Consider the following 18,532-nt stretch of genomic DNA (forward strand, 5'->3'; position numbering starts at 1 on the left):
CATTTCGCACTTGCGACAACCTGAAACGAACATCCGGAGCTAATATGAGTCAAGTCACGCTGGGCGGCAACCCGATCGAAGTCGGCGGCGCATTCCCGTCCGTCGGCCAAAAGGCACCCGAGTTCTCGCTCGTCGGCAAGGATCTGGCGCCGCTTACGCTTAGCCAGTTCGCCGGCAAGCGCAAGGTGCTGAACATCGTCCCGAGCCTCGATACGCCGACGTGCGCCACGTCGACGCGCAAATTCAACGAAGCCGCGGCGAAGCTGGACAACACCGCCGTCATCGTCGTGTCGGCCGACCTGCCGTTCGCGGCCACGCGCTTTTGCACGACCGAAGGCATCGAAAACGTCGTGACGGCATCGACGTTCCGCGGCCACGAATTCGCGCAAGCGTACGGCGTCGATATCAAGACGGGCCCCCTCGCCGGACTGACGGCGCGTGCCGTCGTGGTCGTGGACGAAAACGACAAGGTCGTGCACGCCGAACTCGTCGGCGAGATCAAGAACGAGCCGAATTACGACGCGGCGCTGAGCGCGCTGAAGTAATCCGCCGCGCCGTCGACTCGACGAAGCACGCCGCGCTTGAGTCCTTTGAGCGCGGCGTTTTCGTATGGCGCGCTCATGACCAAATACGCATAGGAACACACGCCTTGGCTACGCTGATCTGCGGCTCGCTCGCATACGACAACATCATGACCTTCCAGGGCCGCTTCCGGGAGCACATTCTGCCGGAGCAGGTCCATATCCTGAACGTGAGCTTTCTCGTTCCGACGATGCGCCGCGAATTCGGCGGCTGCGCCGGCAACATCGGCTATTCGCTGAACTTGCTTGGCGGCGACGCGCGGATCATGGGCACACTGGGAGAAGTGGACGGCCAGCTCTACCTCGATCGCATCAAGAGCCTCGGACTGCGTACCGACCATGTGCGCATGGTGCCGAATGCCTATACGGCGCAGGCCATGATCACGACCGATCTGGACAACAATCAGATCGCCGCCTTCCATCCGGGGGCGATGATGCAGTCGCACCTGAATCATGCCGACGAAGCGCAGGACATCACGCTCGCGATCGTCGCGCCGGACGGCTATGAGGGCATGGTGCAACACACGGAAAAGCTCGCCGCCGCGGGCGTACCGTTCGTCTTCGATCCGGGTCAGGGATTGCCGCTCTTTTCCGGCGAGGCACTGAGGCGCGCCATTGAACTCGCCACTTACGTGGCAGTCAACGACTACGAGGCAAGTCTCGTCAGCAATAAGACGGGCTGGTCGCTGGAAGAGATTGCAAAGCACGTGCAAGCGTTGATCGTAACGCGGGGCGAACACGGCGCGCGCATCCATCACGGCGGCCAATCCGAGGACATTCCTGTCGTGCAGGCCTCGAAGATCGTCGATCCCACCGGTTGCGGCGACGCATTCCGTGGCGGGCTGCTGTACGGTATCGAACGCGGTTTCGATTGGGCCACGACCGGCCGCCTGGCAAGTCTAATGGGTTCTTTGAAGATCGAGCAGGCCGGCCCGCAAACGTACGCGCCGAGCACCGAGGAGATCGACCAACGATTCAAGCAGGCTTTCGGCTATAGCCTGCGGTAATACTCTTGTGGAGTAACGGACAATGAAAACATCGGCTCGGGTAGTACTCGCGACGCTGCTGATTGGTTCTGTGACGATGACGGGGTGCGCGTACAACAGCAGCTCTCCCGACGTCTACACGGCAGGCCAAGCCCAGCGTGAGGAAACGGTTCGCTTCGGCACGGTCGAAAGCGTTCGTGCGGTAGTCATCTCGTCGAACGAAGGGCAGCCGAGCGGGCTCGGCGCCCTCGGCGGCGGCGCGCTCGGCGCCGTCGCCGGCAGCGCGATCGGCGGCGGCAAAGGCTCGATCGCAACGGCGATCATTGGCGGCATCGCCGGCGCGGTCGCGGGCAACGCGGTCGAAAACGGCGTGGCCAAACGCTCGGGCGTGGAAATCACCGTCCGCCTCGACAACGGCGACCTGCGCGCGATCACGCAAGCCGCGACCGGCGAGGTGTTCCAAGCCGGAGATCGCGTGCGTCTTCTGTCGAGTGCCGGCGTCACGCGCGTCACGCACTAAGATCGTCATCGCTTCGGGGTCGGGCAGCCGCTCGGCCTACCCCGAACGCGTCGAACGCGCTTTGAAATACGAGCGCTAGGCGCTCGGCGAATCTCAGCGAGCGTCGGCGAACGTAAAAAACCCCGCCCTCCGGCGAACCGGTGGCGGGGTTTTTATATAGGCGCGTGCGAGAAGGCGGCTACGCGTGCCGCCTTCGTCGCTGCGTCCTATTACGGACGGCTGCCCGTCGGGAACGGCCAAGCAGCGGCCGGATTCAACGCGGTCTTCACCGTCGAGGCAGGAGCCGTGGATGCAGCAGCGGCAGGCGCGGCAGGGGCAGCGGGTGCGGCGGGGGCCTTCTTAGCGGCAGCCTTCTTAGCAGGCGCAGCCTTCTTCGCCGCAGGGGCAGCCTTCTTAGCGGCAGCCTTCTTCGCAGGCGCGGCCTTCTTAGCAGCAGGCGCGGCCTTCTTCGCGGCAGGGGCAGCCTTCTTAGCAGGCGCAGCCTTCTTCGCGGCAGCCTTCTTCGCAGGCGCGGCCTTCTTAGCCGGCGCAGCCTTCTTCGCTGCAACCTTCTTCACCGCGGCCTTCTTCGCCGGTGCGGCCTTCTTCGCAGCAACCTTCTTCACTGCGGCCTTCTTCGCCGGCGCTGCCTTCTTCGCAGCAACCTTCTTCACCGCGGCCTTCTTGGCCGGCGCTGCCTTCTTCGCAGCAACCTTCTTCACGGCGACTTTCTTGGCTGCAACCTTCTTAGCCGGTGCCGCCTTCTTCGCCGCGACCTTCTTCACCGCGGCCTTCTTCGCCGGAGCTGCTGCCTTCTTGGCCGGAGCTGCTTTCTTAGCGGCGGGTTTCTTCTTCGCTGTTGCCATTGTGTTCTCCTTCAGGTTTTCGGAAATGAGTAGTTCGAACTACACCCTTCTTCAAACCCGCTTCCCGCTGCGCGCCGGCAATAGTAACGACGGCGCGCGCTGCGAAGCGGGCTATTCATCGGCGTACGCAAAAACCTAGTGCTTACGCTAATGAATGCGGTAAGGCGTGCCGTACCCAAAGGCACAGCACGCCGGATCGAGTCGGCAGGCAAGCACCCGATGCTTGCCAAGCCCGATATTCGCTTGTGACAAGCCGGCGGCTCGGCCGCCGGCTTTTTTAGGGGGTAGTTCGCCCATCCCACCGAAGGGTTCGCAAAGTGCCTGTCATGTTTGTGGACGGTTTCACCGCCGGGCACGCTTTGCATTAGGCGTTCTTGCTCCTTACTTTTTCCGCCGCGACGCTTATCGCGGCGGGCACCCCATCAATCATTCATTGCATCGGCGAGCACGTGTCATTCCCAGGACAGCGCACCACCGGTTTGATATTCAATGACTCGCGTCTCGAAGAAGTTACGTTCCTTCTTCAGGTCGATCATCTCGCTCATCCACGGGAACGGGTTTTCCTCGTTCGGGTACAGCGGATCGAGCCCGATCTGCTGGCAACGGCGGTTGCAGATGAAGCGCAGATAGCTCTTGAACATCGACGCGTTCAGTCCCAGCACGCCGCGCGGCATCGTGTCCTCGGCGTAACGGTATTCGAGTTCGACCGCATGCTTGAACAGCTCGCGAATCTCTTCACGGAATTCGCGGGTCCACAGGTGCGGGTTCTCGAGCTTGATCTGGTTGATCAGGTCGATGCCGAAATTACAGTGCATCGACTCGTCGCGCAGGATGTATTGATACTGCTCCGCGGCACCCGTCATCTTGTTCTGCCGGCCGAGCGCAAGAATTTGCGTGAAGCCGACGTAGAAGAACAAGCCCTCCATGACGCAGGCGAAGACGATCAGCGACTTGAGCAGCTTCTGGTCTGCCTCGAGCGTGCCCGTCTTGAACGCCGGATCGGTCAGCGTGTGGATGAACGGGATCAGGAACTCGTCCTTGTCGCGGATCGAGGTGACCTCGTGGTACGCGTTGAAGATCTCGCCTTCGTCGAGACCCAGCGATTCCACGATGTACTGATAGGCGTGCGTATGGATCGCCTCTTCGAATGCTTGGCGCAGCAGGAACTGCCGGCACTCGGGTGCCGTAATGTGCCGGTACGTGCCGAGCACGATGTTGTTCGCGGCCAGCGAGTCGGCCGTCACGAAGAAGCCGAGGTTGCGTTTGACGATGCGGCGCTCGTCTTCGGTCAGACCGTTCGGGTCCTTCCAAAGCGCGATGTCGCGCGACATGTTGATTTCCTGCGGCATCCAGTGGTTCGCGCAGCCGGCGAGATACTTCTCCCACGCCCACTTGTACTTGAACGGTACGAGTTGGTTGACGTCGGTCTGGCCGTTGATGATTCGCTTGTCGGCCACGTTCACGCGCGCTTCGGATACCACCGGCTGTGCAGCGGGTGTGTACGCGGCGAAGTCGTCCGCGAAGATGTTTTGCGCCAACGGAGCTTGCGTTGCGACGCGCGTCGCTGCTTGCGTTCCGACGGCCTGCCCCGCGGGGTTACGCAACGTGTTCAGTTGCGAACCGCTCGAGGGAGTTACGGCAGTCGTCTCGTCATCCCAGTTGAGCATAAATTCTCACCATCAATTTAGATCGGTTTGTACCATCTTTTCACGAGCGATAAAAGGGCTCGCTCATGAAAATCCCTGTTTTTCGATTCACGCTGCGACCTCGATACAACACTTTGTTCGTTGAGTCGCACACGCGAGACACGTCGATGACGCGTGAAGCGTCGTTTCGATGTGGGCTTCGCGCGTCGAAAGCGAGCGCCTCGAACATCGATCGTCAGTGCTTCGTGTGAGGCGAGTCACGCTCGCGCTTACGTTCGAAAGTTGCCGCGACGATGGTCGAAACTCGCAAGCGCCTACGCATCGCGCTGCCCTTGCATCCATGCGTCGCATCGACGATGCCCACTCTTCACGCTTCACTCATGCGCCGGCGTTCGAGCCACTCGCTCGACGTTGCCTGCGCACTCGACGATCGGATCTCTCCCGCTTGCATCGTTGCCCGCGATCGTTCGTTCATTCGCTTCCTCCCACAAAAAGCGGACGCGCAAACATCCGCAACCGTTGACTTCGATGCCGTGTTTCGTGCCCCGAAAGTGTAGCATCGGAGGTCGTCGGAGAGAAGTCTGACATACAAAATGTAGTGCGGAAATGCAGGAATAGACCAATATCTTGTATGTCGGCCGGCAGCGCGAGAAAGACGCCGAAGCGCGCTCGTAGCAGCCCGTCCACCTCGAGACATCGCAAGAAACCAAAAGAAACGGGCCGGTGCCATCCGCTCGTAAGCGGGAAGGCACCGGCCCGAACGACGCGGCCCGATCAAAGGGCCGCAACGTGCGTTACTGACAAGCCTCGCATTCGTCGAAGCCCGGATCTCCCGGACGCATCATGCAGACGGGGCCGTCCGCCTGCGGCTCTTGCTCGACCGCGCTTGCCGCGTTCAGACCGCCCATCGTGGATGCACCGCCGCCGACCGAGCCGCCCGTCGCACCGAAACCACCGGCCGCACCGCCGCCGCTCTCGCCGCCGTCGGCCGACGGCACCGCGTTCAGTGCACCGTGCGCGACCGTCGACTTCTCGACGTGCGTCGCAGCCATCGTGCGCAGGTAGTAAGTCGTCTTCAGACCGCGCAGCCATGCGAGCTTGTAGACCTCGTCGAGCTTCTTGCCCGATGCACCCGCCATATAGATGTTGAGCGACTGTGCTTGGTCGATCCACTTCTGACGGCGCGAGGCGGCTTCGACGAGCCACTTCGGATCCACTTCGAACGCCGTCGCGTAGATGGCGCGCAGGTCGGCCGGGACGCGGTCGATGCGCGAGAGCGTACCGTCGAAGTACTTCAGGTCGGCAACCATCACCTCGTCCCACAGGCCGCGCGCCTTCAGGTCGCGCACGAGGTAGTCGTTCACGACCGTGAATTCGCCCGACAGGTTCGACTTCACGTACAGGTTCTGGAACGTCGGCTCGATACAAGCCGAGACGCCGATGATGTTCGAGATCGTCGCCGTCGGCGCGATCGCGACGCAGTTCGAGTTGCGCATGCCGTAGGTGGCGATGCGCGAACGCAGCGTCGGCCAGTCCATCGTCTCGGACGAATCCACCTCGACATAGCCGCCGCGGGCCTCGGCCAACAGCTTCAGCGTGTCTTGCGGCAGGATGCCGCGATCCCACAGCGAGCCGCGGTAGCTCGAATAGCGGCCGCGCTCTTCGGCCAACTCGGTCGACGCGTAGTAAGCGTAGTAGCACACCGCTTCCATCGAGCGATCGGCGAACTCGACCGCTTCATCGGACGCATACGGCACGCGCAGCAGGTGCAGACAGTCCTGGAAGCCCATGATGCCCATGCCGACCGGGCGGTGCTTCAGGTTCGAGTTGCGCGCCTTGGCGACCGCGTAGTAATTGATGTCGATGACGTTGTCGAGCATGCGCATCGCCACGCTGATCGTGCGCTTGAGCTTGTCCTGATCGAGCGCGTAGCTGCCGTCGGCCCGCTTCACGAGGTGCGCGACGAGGTTCACCGAGCCCAGGTTGCAGACGGCGATTTCGTTGTCGCTCGTGTTCAGCGTGATTTCCGTGCACAGGTTCGACGAATGCACGACGCCCACGTGCTGCTGCGGCGAGCGCACATTGCACGGGTCCTTGAACGTAATCCAGGGGTGGCCCGTCTCGAACAGCATGCCGAGCATCTTGCGCCAGAGTTGGGCGGCCGGGATCTTCTTGAACAGCTTGATCTCGCCGCGCTCCACCTTCTCTTCGTAAGCCGTGTAGGCCTTTTCGAAGTCGGCGCCGAACTTGTCGTGCAGATCCGGGCAGGTCGACGGCGAGAACAGCGTCCAATCGCCCCCTTCCATCACTCGCTTCATGAATAGGTCGGGAATCCAGTTCGCCGTGTTCATGTCGTGCGTGCGGCGGCGGTCGTCGCCCGTATTCTTACGCAGCTCCAGGAACTCCTCGATGTCCAGGTGCCACGTTTCCAGGTATGCGCAAACCGCACCCTTGCGCTTGCCGCCTTGGTTCACGGCCACGGCCGTATCGTTGACGACCTTCAGAAACGGCACGACGCCCTGCGACTTGCCGTTCGTACCCTTGATGTGCGAACCGAGCGCGCGCACGCGCGTCCAGTCGTTGCCGAGGCCGCCCGCGAACTTCGAGAGCAGCGCGTTTTCCTTGAGCGCTTCGTAGATGCCGTCGAGATCGTCGGCGACCGTCGTCAGGTAGCACGACGACAATTGCGAGCGGCGCGTACCCGAATTGAACAGCGTCGGGGTGGAGCTCATGAAGTCGAACGTCGACAAGACGTTGTAGAACTCGATCGCGCGCGCTTCGCGGTCGATCTCGTTCAGCGCGAGACCCATCGCGACACGCATGAAAAATGCCTGCGGCATCTCGATGCGCGTGCCGTCCACGTGCAGGAAGTAGCGGTCGTACAACGTTTGCAGGCCGAGGTAGCCGAATTGCAAATCGCGGCCGGCGTCGAGCGCCGCGCCCAGGCGCTTCAGGTCGTACTGCTGCAGCTTGTCGTCGAGCAACTCGGCGTCGATGCCGCGCTTGATGAATTGCGGGAAGTACTCGGCGTAACGCTCGCCCATTTCGCCTTGCGTCACTTCCTCGCCGAGGATTTCGCGGCGGATCGTGTGCAGGAGGATGCGAGCCGTCACCTGGCTGTATGCCGGGTCCTTTTCGATCATCGTACGCGCCGCGAGGATGGCCGAATCGTAGACCTGGCTCATCGGTACGCCGTCGTACAGGTTCTTGACCGTTTCCGCGACGATCGGCTGGGCGCTGACCGCTTCGCCCAGTTGGTCGCATGCCGACTCGATCAGCGCGGTGAGCGCATGCATATCGAGCGGACGCGTGACGCCGTTGTCGACGACGTTCAGGCCCGAGGACGGTGCCGCCGCTTCCTGATCGTGGCCGCGTTCTTGATTACGCTTTTCGCGGTACAGAACGTAGGCGCGCGCCACGTTGTGCTCGCCCCCGCGCATCAGCGCGAGTTCGACCTGATCTTGAATGTCTTCGATGTGGAACGTGCCGCCGTTCGGGCGGCTGCGCACGAGCGCGCGCACGACGCTTTGCGTCAGTTGCTCGACGAGTTCGCGCACGCGCGCGGACGCGGCGCCCTGCCCGCCGTTCACGGCCAGGAAGGCCTTCGTGACGGCGATCGCGATCTTGGACGGCTCGAACGACACGACGCTGCCATTGCGGCGGATCACTTTGTAGTCCGCGAAGCTCGCCTGCGGCGCGAGCGGCTGCGTGTAAGCAGCCTGCCCACCGACGGCGCGCCCGGTCTGCGCGCCCTCGTGCTGGCTCGTCATGTTGTCGGTCGTTTGCATGTGCAAAGCTCCTGATCTTTGATGTGCGGTCAAACCGCGGATTGGAACAACCGTCGCGCCACCCCGAGCGCGATGGATGAGGGGCGGAAGAGAAAACGGGACGGCCGCGCCGCCAGGCGGCGCGAGTCGAAAAAGACGATCGCCTTCGTCATTGTTCTAGCGGCACTTGCGCGCCCCGTTTTTCCCCCGAAGATAGAACGCCGGGCACTGCCCGGCGTTCTATCCGCATCTTTTAACGCTGGCGGGGCCTCGCCCCGCATGATTCGCACGTCGCTTTCGGCGGCCCCGAGCCCCTTTCGGAACCCTGACACACCGCGTCGCGTGAGCACAACATCTAGTGCAATCGCGTCGTATTGATACCAAGTATAGTAGAGCAGCCCGCCAATTCAAAAAGGTTTATTTGGGGGCGAACGCTTGACTTTTCATTAAGCGAGTCAGGACAAGGACTTATCGCAAACGCAAGCGGCACGCGTGTTTGCGGGCCGTGCGCGAAGCGGCGAACGGTTGCGAATCAGGTTCGCCGATAGGGGAAATACCGATCCGCCAAAGCCGTGTCGCGCTGCAGCCTGGCCCAATCGAAGTACGGGCCCGGATCGGTTTTGCGCCCCGGGGCGATGTCGGAATGACCGGCCAATGCCTCGATCGGATAGTGCGCGAGGAGCGCCGTGACGAGCTCGGCGAGCGTCCCGTATTGCGCCGGCTCGAACGGACACGCGTCAGCCCCCTCCAGTTCGATACCGATGGAGAAGTCGTTGCAACGTTCGCGCCCGAAGAAATTCGACACACCCGCATGCCAGGCACGCTCTGCGCACGAGACGAATTGCTCGAGCGCGCCGTCGCGCCGGATGACGAAATGCGAAGAAACACGCAGGCCGCGCAGGTGCCTGTCGTAATAGGGGTGCGCGTCGCAATCGAGGCGATTGAGAAACAGATCGGCGATGGCGGCACCGCCGAACTCGCCGGGCGGCAGGCTGATGTTGTGGATGACGATGAGCGTGGGCACGGCCTGCCCGGGACGTGCCTCGAAGTTCGGCGACGCCAGCACGTGCGCGCCGCGCACCCAGCCGTCGGGTTCGACGGCGAACGGCGCCGCGCTCATCGACCCTCGCGGCCGCCCGCCGGCGCCGCATGGCGCCGCGCATGATCGACGCCGCAAAAGTACTGCCCACCGAAAGCGATCGACTCGCTCTTAGGGGCATGCACGCCGCACACGGCGCAACGAACCATCGGTTCCGCGAGTTGCCGCGGCTCGCGCGGCTCCGGCCGCGCCTGCCGCGCACCGCCGTTTGCCGGGCCGCGCGCTGCGCCCGGCGCCGCCCCACCGCGTGGCGCGGTGCCCGTTTGAACGGCGCGCATCGTCTTCACCAACCAGCGGGCGGCCAAGACGAACACGACGAGAAGAAAAATTTGGCGCATGACGATCAAACGACGGGGCGGTGCAGCAGCACCTCGAAGACGAAGCGGCTACCCACGTAGGCGAGCAATAGAGCCACGAACGACGCGAGCACCCAGCGCAGCGCAGCCCGGCCACGCCATCCCGATAGTTGGCGCCCCGTCAGCAGGGCCCCGAACATCAGCCACGACAAAACGGCGAATACGGTCTTGTGATCGAACGTGAGCGGCCGGCCAAGCAACTGCTCGCTGAAGAGCACGCCGGACACGAGCGTCAACGTCAACAGGACGAAGCCCGCGCCGATCAGTCGAAACAGCAGCTTTTCGAGGGTCAAGAGCGGCGGCAGGGTATCGAGCCAGCCGGCGAGCCACCCGCCGCCATTGGTTTGGAGCACCCCGCGCAACGTATGCAGGCGGCGCTCGGCGAACAACATCAGTACCGCATGCAAGGCAGCGATCGCGAACAGCCCATAAGCGACGTTTGCGATGATGAAATGCAGCTTGAAGAGCGGCGCGGCCGCGTAGGCCAGCACGTGCACGCCACCGAACGCGAGCGGCATCAGCGAGGCGGCGCAAGCGAGCGGCAAGACGAGCAGCCCGAGCCCCTCGAGCGGGAAGAAGTAGCTTTCGATCCAATAGATGCAGGCGCCGAGCCAAAACATGGCCGACAGCGCGAACGCGAAGCCGAAGACCATCGCATCGCGGGGAAAGATCGTCGTGTGCAGCAAGAGCCCGTGCAGCGCGAGCGCGACCAACAGGAGCGCTCGCGTGATGCGCGACGCGCCCTCCGACGGCGGCTCGCGCCGCGCCGCCGGCATGGGCGGCACGCTCGACAGCATCGATGCGGAACCCTCGACGCGGTGCGCGCGCCACCCGGCGACGGCGAGTCCGCCATAAAGGAGCGCGGTGAGGGCATACAGTACAATATCCATGTCCCAAGTTTACACTAGGCCGCCGCACCCGCCCCGCTAGACGATATAGAAGCGATCGGCGAGTTGCCGCCGCTCGGTTCCCTACGGCTCCCCATGCTCGACACACTTACCCAACGGATGGCGCGCGTCGTCAAGACGCTGCGCGGCGAAGCCCGCCTCACCGAATCCAACACGCAGGAAATGCTGCGCGAAGTCCGGCTCGCGCTGCTCGAAGCCGACGTGGCGCTGCCCGTCGTGCGCGATTTCGTCGCCAAGGTCAAGGAAAAGGCGCTCGGCGAAGAGGTGCTGTCGAGCCTGTCGCCGGGCCAGGCGCTCGTCGCCGTCGTGCAGCGCGAACTGACGGCCGTCATCGGCGGAGACTACGAGGGCCGCGCGGCCGAACTCGATCTCGCCGTCACGCCGCCCGCGGTCATCCTCATGGCCGGTCTGCAAGGCGCCGGTAAAACCACCACCTCGGGCAAGCTCGCGAAGCTTTTGCGCGAGAAGTACAAGAAGAAAGTGCTGACCGTGTCGTGCGACGTCTATCGCCCCGCCGCGATCGCGCAGCTCAAGACGGTGACGGAGCAGGTCGGCGCCGATTTCTTCCCGTCGGAGCCGAACCAAAAGCCCGTGGACATCGCGCTCGCCGCGCTCGACTGGGCCAAGCGCCATTACCACGACGTGCTCATCGTCGATACGGCGGGCCGGCTCGGTATCGACGAGGCGATGATGCAAGAGATCACGGCGCTGCATGCCGCGGTCAAACCGGTCGAGACGCTGTTCGTCGTGGACGCGATGCTCGGTCAAGACGCCGTGAACACCGCCAAGGCCTTCAACGACGCGCTGCCGTTGACGGGCGTGGTACTCACCAAGCTCGACGGCGACTCGCGCGGCGGCGCGGCGCTCTCGGTGCGCCATGTGACGGGCAAGCCGATCAAGTTCGTCGGCGTCGCGGAAAAGCTCGACGGGCTCGAGGTGTTCTACCCCGAGCGGATGGCCAATCGTATTCTCGGCATGGGCGACATCCTCGCCTTGGTCGAGGAGGCGCAGCGCAACGTCGACGTCAAAGCCGCGCAAAAACTGGCGGACAAGGTCAAGAAAGGCGGCGATTTCGATCTGAACGACTTCCGCGCGCAGCTTTCCCAGATGAAAAACATGGGCGGCTTGTCCACGCTGATGGATAAACTGCCCGCGCAGTTCCAGCAGGCGGCGGCCGGCGCCGACATGGGCCAGGCCGAAAAGCAGATGCGCCGGATGGAGGGCATCATCAATTCGATGACCCCGGCCGAACGCGCGAAACCGGACCTCATCAAAGCGACGCGCAAGCGCCGCATCGCCGCGGGCGCGGGCGTGCAGGTGCAGGAAGTGAACAGGATGCTCAATCAGTACGAGCAGATGCGCACGATGATGAAGAAGCTCAAGGGCGGCAACCTGCAGAAAATGATGCGCGGCATGAAGGGTATGCTCCCGGGCATGCGTTAAGCGCCGGGTTTATGCCGTGGCGCGCTCGCGCGCGCCACATCACACTACACGTATACAGTCAGTCATCGCAGGCACACCGCCATGAATCGCGAAGAAGCGCTCCACATCTTTCGCCACTCCGAGGAAATCGTCTCGGCCTCCGAGGTCAACGCATCGATCGAAGCGATGGCCAGCGCCATCCGCGCGCAGATCGGCGAAGACTTTCCGCTGCTGTTGTCGGTGATGGGCGGCGCAGCCGTCTTCACGGGCATGTTGCTGCCGCATCTCGATTTTCCGCTCGAATTCGATTACATCCACCTGACGCGCTACCGCAATACGACGCACGGCAGCTCCGACATGCAGTGGCGCGTGGCGCCGGCGGAATCGGTCAAGGACCGCGTGGTGCTCGTGCTCGACGACATCCTCGACGAAGGCGAGACGATGGCGGCGATCCGCGACCGGATCATGGCGATGGGGGCGAAGCGTTTCTTGAGCGCCGTGCTCTGCGAGAAACGCATCCCGAAAGCGAAGCCGCTACGTCCCGATTTCTGCGGTTTCGAAGTGCCCGACCGCTATGTGTTCGGGTGCGGCATGGATGCCAAGGGTTACTGGCGCAACCTGCCGACCATCCGCGCGCTGACCGAAGGCGCTTGAGCCGCCCCAGCGGGGTCGGCCCAAGCGCATTGGCTCTACTTGCTCAGCGCGCGAGCGCGGCGCGGATCTTCTCGGCGGCGAAACCCGCCGCCTGATCGAGCGCCACGAGCGTGGGCTCCGTATCGCGGCGGCCCTGATACTCCACCTTGCCTTCCTTGAGGCCGCGATCGCCGATCACGATGCGATGCGGCACGCCGATCAGTTCCCAATCGGCGAACATCACGCCGGGGCGCTCGCCGCGATCGTCGAGAATCACGTCGATACCGGCCTCGCTCAATTGCGCGTAGAGCTTATCCGTCTCGGCACGCACGCTCTCGCTGCGGTCGTAGCCCATCGGGCACAGTACGATCTCGAACGGCGCGATCGCTTCGGGCCAGATGATGCCGCGCTCGTCGAAATTCTGCTCGATCGCCGCCCCGAGAATCCGCGTGATACCGATGCCGTAGCAACCCATCACCATCGGCTGCGGTTTGCCGTTTTCGTCGAGGAACGTCGCGCCCATTGCCTCGGAGTACTTCGTGCCGAGCTGGAACACGTGCCCCACTTCGATGCCGCGGCAGATTTCGATCTGCCCTCGGCCGTCGGGCGAGGGATCGCCGGGGCGCACGTTGCGAATATCCGCCACTTCGGGCTCGGGCAGATCGCGCCCCCAGTTCACGCCCGTCGTGTGGTAGTCCACTTCGTTCGAGCCGACGACGAAATCGCTCATGTTCGCCACGGTACGGTCGGCCACGACCTTCACGGGCTTTTTCGTGCCGATCGGTCCGAGGTAGCCCGGCGGCGTGCCGAACCATTCCACGATCTCGGCCTCGGTGGCGAAACGGAAGCCCGCCAGGCCCGGCAGCTTGCCGACCTTCACTTCGTTCAAGTCGTGATCGCCGCGCAGCATCAGGAGCCAGATCGTCGGCTCGGCGCCTTCGTTATCCGTCGCGAGGATGATCGACTTGATCGTGCGCTCTAGCGGAATGTTCAAAAGTTCCGCGACGGCCTCGCACTTCGCCTTACCCGGCGTCGCCGTCTTTTGCATCGCTTCGCGCGGCGCGGCCCGCTCGGCGTAGAGCGGCAGCGCTTCGGCGGCCTCGACGTTGGCGGCGAAATCGGAAGCCGGGCAGTAGGCGATGTCGTCCTCGCCCGTCGCCGCGATCACGTGAAATTCCTGCGAACGATTGCCGCCGATCGAGCCGCTATCGGCGTTGACCGCGCGGAACTCGAGTCCGATGCGCGTGAAGATGCGCACGTACGCATCGAACATCTTGCGATACGACTCCTGCAAACCGGCCTGGTCCTTATCGAACGAGTAGGCGTCCTTCATGGTGAACTCGCGGCCGCGCATCACACCGAATCGCGGACGAATTTCATCGCGGAACTTCGTCTGGATCTGGTAGAAGTTCACCGGCATCTGCCGGTAGCTCTTGATCTGGTGGCGCGCGATGTCGGTCACGACCTCTTCGTGAGTCGGTCCGATCACGAACTCGCTTTGCTTACGGTCCTTGAAGCGCAACAGTTCCGGCCCGTATTGCTCCCAACGGCCCGATTCCTGCCACAGCTCGGCCGGCTGCACGGCGGGCATTAACAGTTCCAGCGCCCCGGCGCGATTCATTTCCTCGCGCACGATCGCCTCCACCTTGCGAATCGAGCGCAGCCCCACGGGCAGGTAGCTATAGATGCCGCCCGCCACGCGCCGGATCATGCCCGCACGCAACATCAACTTATGGCTGACGACTTCCGCGTCCGCCGGAGCTTCCTTCAGGGTCCCGATAAAGAAACGTGAGGCTTTCATTCAACGATTTTCCAAAAGCGACAGCCCGCAGCGAGCCGCCGAAAGAAGGGAACGAGTGATTTTAGGTCATCGGCCGGGACCGCCGCGCGCTTTGGGCCGTAGCCTACGCGAAGCGGTGCGATTCGTCAGACAAGTCATCGGCACGCGGGAGCACGATTGTTGCGATGTGCGGACCCCTTATGGTGCATGCCGATGCCAAAGGCTCGTTATCTGTTTATAATCAAAGCAATTTTAAAGGATTCGAAGGTGGTTGTATGCTTGATCGCGAAGGCTTTCGCCCGAACGTCGGCATCATCCTCTTGAACGCGCACAACGAGGTGTTTTGGGGTAAGCGGCTGCGTGAACATTCCTGGCAGTTTCCGCAAGGGGGCATCAAGTATGGCGAGACCCCTTTGCAAGCGATGTATCGGGAGTTACACGAAGAAACCGGCCTGCGCCCCGAGCACGTCAAGATCATCGGTCGCACGCGCGACTGGCTGCGTTATGAGGTGCCCGACAAGTTCATCAAGCGCGAAGTACGCGGCCACTACCGCGGCCAGAAACAAATCTGGTTCTTGCTTCGGATGGTCGGCCGCGACTGCGACATCTGCCTGCGCGCCACCGATCACCCGGAATTCGATGCTTGGCGCTGGAACGAGTATTGGGTTCCGCTGGACGCCGTGATCGAGTTCAAGCGGGATGTCTATCAATTGGCGCTGACGGAACTGTCGCGGTTTCTGCGCCGCGCGGTGCCTCGCACGGAAAAGCAGCCGCGCGGGCCTCAGCATGGCGGACGGTATCCGCGCATGTCCACCTCGGCGCAGATGCCCGCTGCCGGGGGGCCGTCGTTGCAAGCGGCCAGCGGCTGCGCGGATGCGGCACCCTACCCCGCGCCGAGTTTCATCTTGCCTGACTGACCGGTCGCGCCGCGCGAGCGGCGCGATGCGCATATCGCTCGCGCGAGCGTGCGCGCGGGCGCTATCATTCGGTCTCCCAATCTTTGCGCCCGATCACCGAAGGTACCCACATTGAAAGCGCTCGTTCTCGCACTGGCCTGCGTGGCCGGCAGCGGCATTTTGGCCGGCTGCTCGCATCTTCCGGCCAACCCCAAAGACGACTCCACGTTTCAGTACTTGCTCGACCGCAAGTCGGACTGGAAGGAAAACAAGGTCGAGGCGCTGCCGCCGTTGCCGAACGAGCGCGATTTGATCGCGTTCGACGTATCCCAAAACTCACCGCTGCATTACGCGGTGGATGCGAAATCGTTGAGCGTCGGTTCCGATGACGTCGTCCGCTACACGGTCGTCATCACGAGCCCGAGCGGTGCGCGCAACGTCAATTACGAGGGCATTCGCTGCGAAACCTACGAATGGCGGCTGTACGCGGGCCTGAACGCCGATCATGACGGCTGGGATCGCTCGGTGGCGAACGACTGGACGCGGATCGAAAACGGCAACCTCAATGCCTATCAAGCGTCGCTTTATCAGGACTACTTCTGCGCGAGCAAGATGGTGACGGGCAATGCGAAAACGATCATCAACAACATGCGGTTGAATCGCACCGCCAACTCGCTCAAGCAGTAACGGCGGCACACCAAAGCGAAAGGCCCGCATCCTCGATCGAGGATGCGGGCCTTGTTCATGCGGCCGCGAAAAGGTGGTCTCTCAAACGACGACGAGATTGTCGCGGTGAATCAACTCCGGCTGCAGCATGTAGCCGAGGATCATGTCGATGTCGGTGCTGGGGCGACGCCGGATCAACATCGTCTCGGCGCTGCTGTAGTTCGTGATCCCGCGCGCCACTTCACGTCCTTTCAAGCTCACGCAAGCGATCACCTCGCCGCGCGCGAACACGCCTTGCACGTCGACGACGCCGATCGGCAGCAAGCTCTTACGGCCGACGGTCAGCTTTTCCACGGCGCCGTCGTCGATGACGACATGCCCGCGCATTTGCAAGTGATCGGTCATCCACTGCTTGCGCGCCGCAAGGCGCGCCGTGCGTGCGACGAGTTGCGTGCCGATCGCCTCGCCCGTCGCCAGGCGCGTCAACACGTCGGGTTCGCGGCCGCTGGCAATCACCGTACTCGCGCCGCTACCGGCCGCGCGCTTGGCCGCGAGAATCTTCGTCAACATCCCGCCGCGCCCGATCGCCGAGCCGGCACCGCCCGCCATTGCCTCGAGCTCGGGCGCCCCGGCATCGGCCTGGCCGACGAGTTCGGCCGAAGGATCCTTGCGAGGATCGGCCGTGAACAACCCCTGCTGATCGGTGAGGATGATGAGCGCATCGCCTTCGATGAGGTTCGCGACCAACGCACCTAGCGTGTCGTTGTCGCCGAACTTGATTTCGTCGGTGACGACCGTATCGTTTTCGTTGATGATCGGGACGACGCCCATGCGCAGCAGCGTGAGCAACGTCGAGCGCGCGTTCAAATAGCGCTCCCGGTCGGCCAAATCGGCATGCGTAAGAAGAATTTGGGCCGTGCGAATCCCGTATTCGGCGAAGCGGCTCTCGTACACCTGGGCGAGACCCATTTGCCCGACCGCGGCCGCGGCCTGCAATTCGTCGATTTCACGCGGGCGCTTGGTCCAGCCAAGACGCTGCATACCTTCGGCGATTGCACCGGAACTCACGAGCACGACCTCCTTGCCGCGCGCGCGCAACTGCGCGATCTGCGCCGCCCAGCGGCCGATCGCGGCTTGATCGAGGCCACGTCCCTCGTTCGTTACGAGGCTCGATCCCACCTTGACAACCAAGCGCTTCGAATCCGCGATCAGAGAACGCATCGTGCGAAAGTCTCCATGAAAGATCGGCAAGCCCGCCGGCAACGGTTGGCGGCGGTGGGCACCGGCGGCTGCCGGCGCCCCTGGCAAAACGGTCAGCCCTCGTGCGCGGGCTTATCGCCCGAGGCCGGCGCGTCGCGGAAGCGGACGTCGGCCGCGAGGTCCTCGGCCTGCTCGGCTCGGTGAGCGTCCGAGTGCTCGGACAAGTAGTCGTACACCGCGTAGCACAGATTTTCGCAGCCCAGCCCCGTCAGAGCGGAGATCTGAAACACGGGCCCGCTCCATTCGAACCGCGCAAGGAAATCCGCGACACGCGCATCGCGCTCGTCCTCGGCGATCATGTCCAGCTTGTTGAGCACGAGCCAGCGCGGCTTTTGGAACAGTGCCTCGTCGTATTTGCGCAACTCCGCCACGATCGCGGTCGCCTCGGCAACGGGATCGACGCTTTCGTCGAACGGCGCGAGGTCGACGAGATGCAACAGCAATCCGGTGCGCTGCAAGTGCCGCAAAAATTGGTGCCCGAGCCCCGCCCCTTCCGCCGCGCCTTCGATCAGGCCCGGGATATCGGCGATGACGAAGCTCTTGCTGGGCCCGACGCGGACGACGCCGAGGTTCGGCGCGAGCGTGGTGAACGGGTAATCGGCGATCTTCGGCTTGGCGTTCGAGACCGACGAAATAAAAGTGGATTTGCCCGCGTTCGGCATGCCGAGCAAGCCGACATCGGCCAATACCTTCAACTCGAGACGCAGCATGCGGCGCTCGCCGGGCTTGCCTTCCGTTTTTTGGCGCGGCGCGCGGTTCGTGCTCGACTTGAAGTGCAAGTTGCCGAGACCGCCGGCCCCGCCCTGCGCGATGAGGACCGTCTGCTCGTGCTCGGTCAGATCGGCGATCAGCTCGCCCGTGTCGAGATCGCTGATGGCCGTGCCCACCGGCATGCGCAGGACGATGTCGTCGCCGCCCTTGCCGTAGCAATCCGAGCCTCGGCCGTTTTCGCCGTTGCGCGCTTGATGCTTCTTCGCGTAACGGTAATCGATGAGGGTGTTGATGTTGCGGTCGGCCACCGCGTAGACGCTGCCCCCGCGGCCGCCATCGCCGCCGTCGGGACCGCCGAACGGAACGAACTTTTCGCGGCGCATCGACGCGCTGCCGTCGCCGCCGTCGCCGGCGATCACTTCGATCCGCGCTTCGTCAATGAACTTCATCTATCGC

General features: G+C 63.3%; 17 protein-coding genes. 7 read left to right on the forward strand and 10 right to left on the reverse strand.

The annotated features are described in order from the left end of the window. Positions 1 to 44: 44 nt before the first annotated feature. The 3 genes from tpx to C0Z18_RS03375 all read left to right on the forward strand — a co-directional run bounded on the left by tpx (position 45) and on the right by C0Z18_RS03375 (position 2,087). Positions 45 to 545 (forward strand): thiol peroxidase, encoded by a 501-nt coding sequence (tpx, locus tag C0Z18_RS03365; protein ID WP_102643936.1) that lies wholly within the window; start codon positions 45 to 47, stop codon positions 543 to 545. A gap of 104 nt (positions 546 to 649) precedes the next feature. After that, positions 650 to 1,588, forward strand: a complete 939-nt coding sequence (locus tag C0Z18_RS03370; RefSeq protein WP_102643937.1) for a carbohydrate kinase family protein — start codon at positions 650 to 652, stop codon at positions 1,586 to 1,588. Positions 1,589 to 1,610: 22 nt separating this feature from the next. After that, a complete protein-coding gene (locus C0Z18_RS03375) occupies positions 1,611 to 2,087 on the forward strand; it encodes an outer membrane lipoprotein (RefSeq protein WP_102643938.1) in 477 nt (158 codons plus the stop codon). Positions 2,088 to 2,296: 209 nt separating this feature from the next. On the opposite strand, the gene C0Z18_RS03380 is transcribed toward C0Z18_RS03375, so the two are convergent. The 7 genes from C0Z18_RS03380 to C0Z18_RS03415 all read right to left on the reverse strand — a co-directional run bounded on the left by C0Z18_RS03380 (position 2,297) and on the right by C0Z18_RS03415 (position 10,690). Continuing rightward, entirely contained in the window at positions 2,297 to 2,932 is a 636-nt protein-coding gene (locus C0Z18_RS03380) for a histone H1-like DNA-binding protein (RefSeq protein ID WP_102643939.1), read from the reverse strand. An 11-nt stretch (positions 2,933 to 2,943) separates the two neighbouring features. Next, a complete protein-coding gene (locus C0Z18_RS33375) occupies positions 2,944 to 3,297 on the reverse strand; it encodes a hypothetical protein (RefSeq protein ID WP_102643940.1) in 354 nt (117 codons plus the stop codon). A gap of 87 nt (positions 3,298 to 3,384) precedes the next feature. Beyond that, positions 3,385 to 4,599 carry a ribonucleotide-diphosphate reductase subunit beta gene (locus C0Z18_RS03390; RefSeq protein WP_102643941.1) on the reverse strand — a complete coding sequence of 405 codons (1,215 nt, stop codon included), beginning with the start codon at positions 4,597 to 4,599 and terminating at the stop codon, positions 3,385 to 3,387. Between the two features lie 773 nt (positions 4,600 to 5,372). After that, a complete protein-coding gene (locus C0Z18_RS03400) occupies positions 5,373 to 8,366 on the reverse strand; it encodes a ribonucleoside-diphosphate reductase subunit alpha (RefSeq protein WP_102643943.1) in 2,994 nt (997 codons plus the stop codon). A gap of 511 nt (positions 8,367 to 8,877) precedes the next feature. Beyond that, the gene (gene ampD, locus C0Z18_RS03405) at positions 8,878 to 9,465 is read right to left on the reverse strand and encodes a 1,6-anhydro-N-acetylmuramyl-L-alanine amidase AmpD (RefSeq protein ID WP_102643944.1); all 588 of its coding nucleotides are present in this window, start codon (positions 9,463 to 9,465) and stop codon (positions 8,878 to 8,880) included. Beyond that, positions 9,462 to 9,782, reverse strand: a complete 321-nt coding sequence (locus C0Z18_RS03410; protein ID WP_102644028.1) for a PP0621 family protein — start codon at positions 9,780 to 9,782, stop codon at positions 9,462 to 9,464. Before C0Z18_RS03410 ends, ampD begins: the two co-directional genes overlap by 4 nt. 5 nt (positions 9,783 to 9,787) lie before the next feature. Next, positions 9,788 to 10,690 (reverse strand): cytochrome C assembly family protein, encoded by a 903-nt coding sequence (locus C0Z18_RS03415; protein WP_102643945.1) that lies wholly within the window; start codon positions 10,688 to 10,690, stop codon positions 9,788 to 9,790. Positions 10,691 to 10,783: 93 nt separating this feature from the next. Here C0Z18_RS03415 and ffh point away from each other — a divergent pair, with 93 nt between their 5' ends. Continuing rightward, positions 10,784 to 12,151 (forward strand): signal recognition particle protein, encoded by a 1,368-nt coding sequence (ffh, locus tag C0Z18_RS03420; RefSeq protein ID WP_102643946.1) that lies wholly within the window; start codon positions 10,784 to 10,786, stop codon positions 12,149 to 12,151. Between the two features lie 81 nt (positions 12,152 to 12,232). Continuing rightward, entirely contained in the window at positions 12,233 to 12,784 is a 552-nt protein-coding gene (locus C0Z18_RS03425) for a hypoxanthine-guanine phosphoribosyltransferase (RefSeq protein WP_102643947.1), read from the forward strand. Between the two features lie 43 nt (positions 12,785 to 12,827). On the opposite strand, the gene C0Z18_RS03430 is transcribed toward C0Z18_RS03425, so the two are convergent. Then, positions 12,828 to 14,564, reverse strand: a complete 1,737-nt coding sequence (locus tag C0Z18_RS03430; protein WP_102643948.1) for a proline--tRNA ligase — start codon at positions 14,562 to 14,564, stop codon at positions 12,828 to 12,830. A gap of 254 nt (positions 14,565 to 14,818) precedes the next feature. On the opposite strand from C0Z18_RS03430, the gene C0Z18_RS03435 reads away from it, so the two are divergent. Together C0Z18_RS03435 and C0Z18_RS03440 are read left to right on the forward strand one after the other, a co-directional pair. Then, positions 14,819 to 15,460: an RNA pyrophosphohydrolase gene (locus tag C0Z18_RS03435; RefSeq protein WP_102643949.1), complete on the forward strand. Its 642-nt coding sequence runs from the start codon at positions 14,819 to 14,821 to the stop codon at positions 15,458 to 15,460. Positions 15,461 to 15,571: 111 nt separating this feature from the next. Then, positions 15,572 to 16,126: a CNP1-like family protein gene (locus C0Z18_RS03440; RefSeq protein WP_102643950.1), complete on the forward strand. Its 555-nt coding sequence runs from the start codon at positions 15,572 to 15,574 to the stop codon at positions 16,124 to 16,126. A gap of 81 nt (positions 16,127 to 16,207) precedes the next feature. On the opposite strand, the gene proB is transcribed toward C0Z18_RS03440, so the two are convergent. Both proB and cgtA read right to left on the reverse strand, forming a co-directional pair. Continuing rightward, positions 16,208 to 17,326, reverse strand: a complete 1,119-nt coding sequence (gene proB, locus C0Z18_RS03445; protein ID WP_102643951.1) for a glutamate 5-kinase — start codon at positions 17,324 to 17,326, stop codon at positions 16,208 to 16,210. A 92-nt stretch (positions 17,327 to 17,418) separates the two neighbouring features. Then, a complete protein-coding gene (gene cgtA, locus C0Z18_RS03450) occupies positions 17,419 to 18,525 on the reverse strand; it encodes an Obg family GTPase CgtA (RefSeq protein ID WP_102643952.1) in 1,107 nt (368 codons plus the stop codon). Between the last annotated feature and the right edge of the window lie 7 nt (positions 18,526 to 18,532).

The sequence above is a fragment of the Trinickia dabaoshanensis genome (assembly GCF_002879885.1).
Lineage (GTDB): Bacteria > Pseudomonadota > Gammaproteobacteria > Burkholderiales > Burkholderiaceae > Trinickia > Trinickia dabaoshanensis.

Excerpts from the sequence above, each read along its gene's own strand:
- C0Z18_RS03400 (WP_102643943.1), bottom strand. The coding sequence starts at position 8,366 with ATGCAAACGACCGACAACATGACGAGCCAGCACGAGGGCGCGCAGACC.
- cgtA (WP_102643952.1), bottom strand. The coding sequence starts at position 18,525 with ATGAAGTTCATTGACGAAGCGCGGATCGAAGTGATCGCCGGCGACGGC.
- C0Z18_RS03375 (WP_102643938.1), top strand. The coding sequence starts at position 1,611 with ATGAAAACATCGGCTCGGGTAGTACTCGCGACGCTGCTGATTGGTTCT.
- C0Z18_RS03435 (WP_102643949.1), top strand. The coding sequence starts at position 14,819 with ATGCTTGATCGCGAAGGCTTTCGCCCGAACGTCGGCATCATCCTCTTG.
- proB (WP_102643951.1), bottom strand. The coding sequence starts at position 17,326 with ATGCGTTCTCTGATCGCGGATTCGAAGCGCTTGGTTGTCAAGGTGGGA.
- C0Z18_RS03415 (WP_102643945.1), bottom strand. The coding sequence starts at position 10,690 with ATGGATATTGTACTGTATGCCCTCACCGCGCTCCTTTATGGCGGACTC.
- C0Z18_RS33375 (WP_102643940.1), bottom strand. The coding sequence starts at position 3,297 with ATGCAAAGCGTGCCCGGCGGTGAAACCGTCCACAAACATGACAGGCAC.
- C0Z18_RS03430 (WP_102643948.1), bottom strand. The coding sequence starts at position 14,564 with ATGAAAGCCTCACGTTTCTTTATCGGGACCCTGAAGGAAGCTCCGGCG.
- C0Z18_RS03425 (WP_102643947.1), top strand. The coding sequence starts at position 12,233 with ATGAATCGCGAAGAAGCGCTCCACATCTTTCGCCACTCCGAGGAAATC.
- C0Z18_RS03390 (WP_102643941.1), bottom strand. The coding sequence starts at position 4,599 with ATGCTCAACTGGGATGACGAGACGACTGCCGTAACTCCCTCGAGCGGT.
- C0Z18_RS03410 (WP_102644028.1), bottom strand. The coding sequence starts at position 9,782 with ATGCGCCAAATTTTTCTTCTCGTCGTGTTCGTCTTGGCCGCCCGCTGG.
- ampD (WP_102643944.1), bottom strand. The coding sequence starts at position 9,465 with ATGAGCGCGGCGCCGTTCGCCGTCGAACCCGACGGCTGGGTGCGCGGC.
- ffh (WP_102643946.1), top strand. The coding sequence starts at position 10,784 with ATGCTCGACACACTTACCCAACGGATGGCGCGCGTCGTCAAGACGCTG.
- C0Z18_RS03380 (WP_102643939.1), bottom strand. The coding sequence starts at position 2,932 with ATGGCAACAGCGAAGAAGAAACCCGCCGCTAAGAAAGCAGCTCCGGCC.
- tpx (WP_102643936.1), top strand. The coding sequence starts at position 45 with ATGAGTCAAGTCACGCTGGGCGGCAACCCGATCGAAGTCGGCGGCGCA.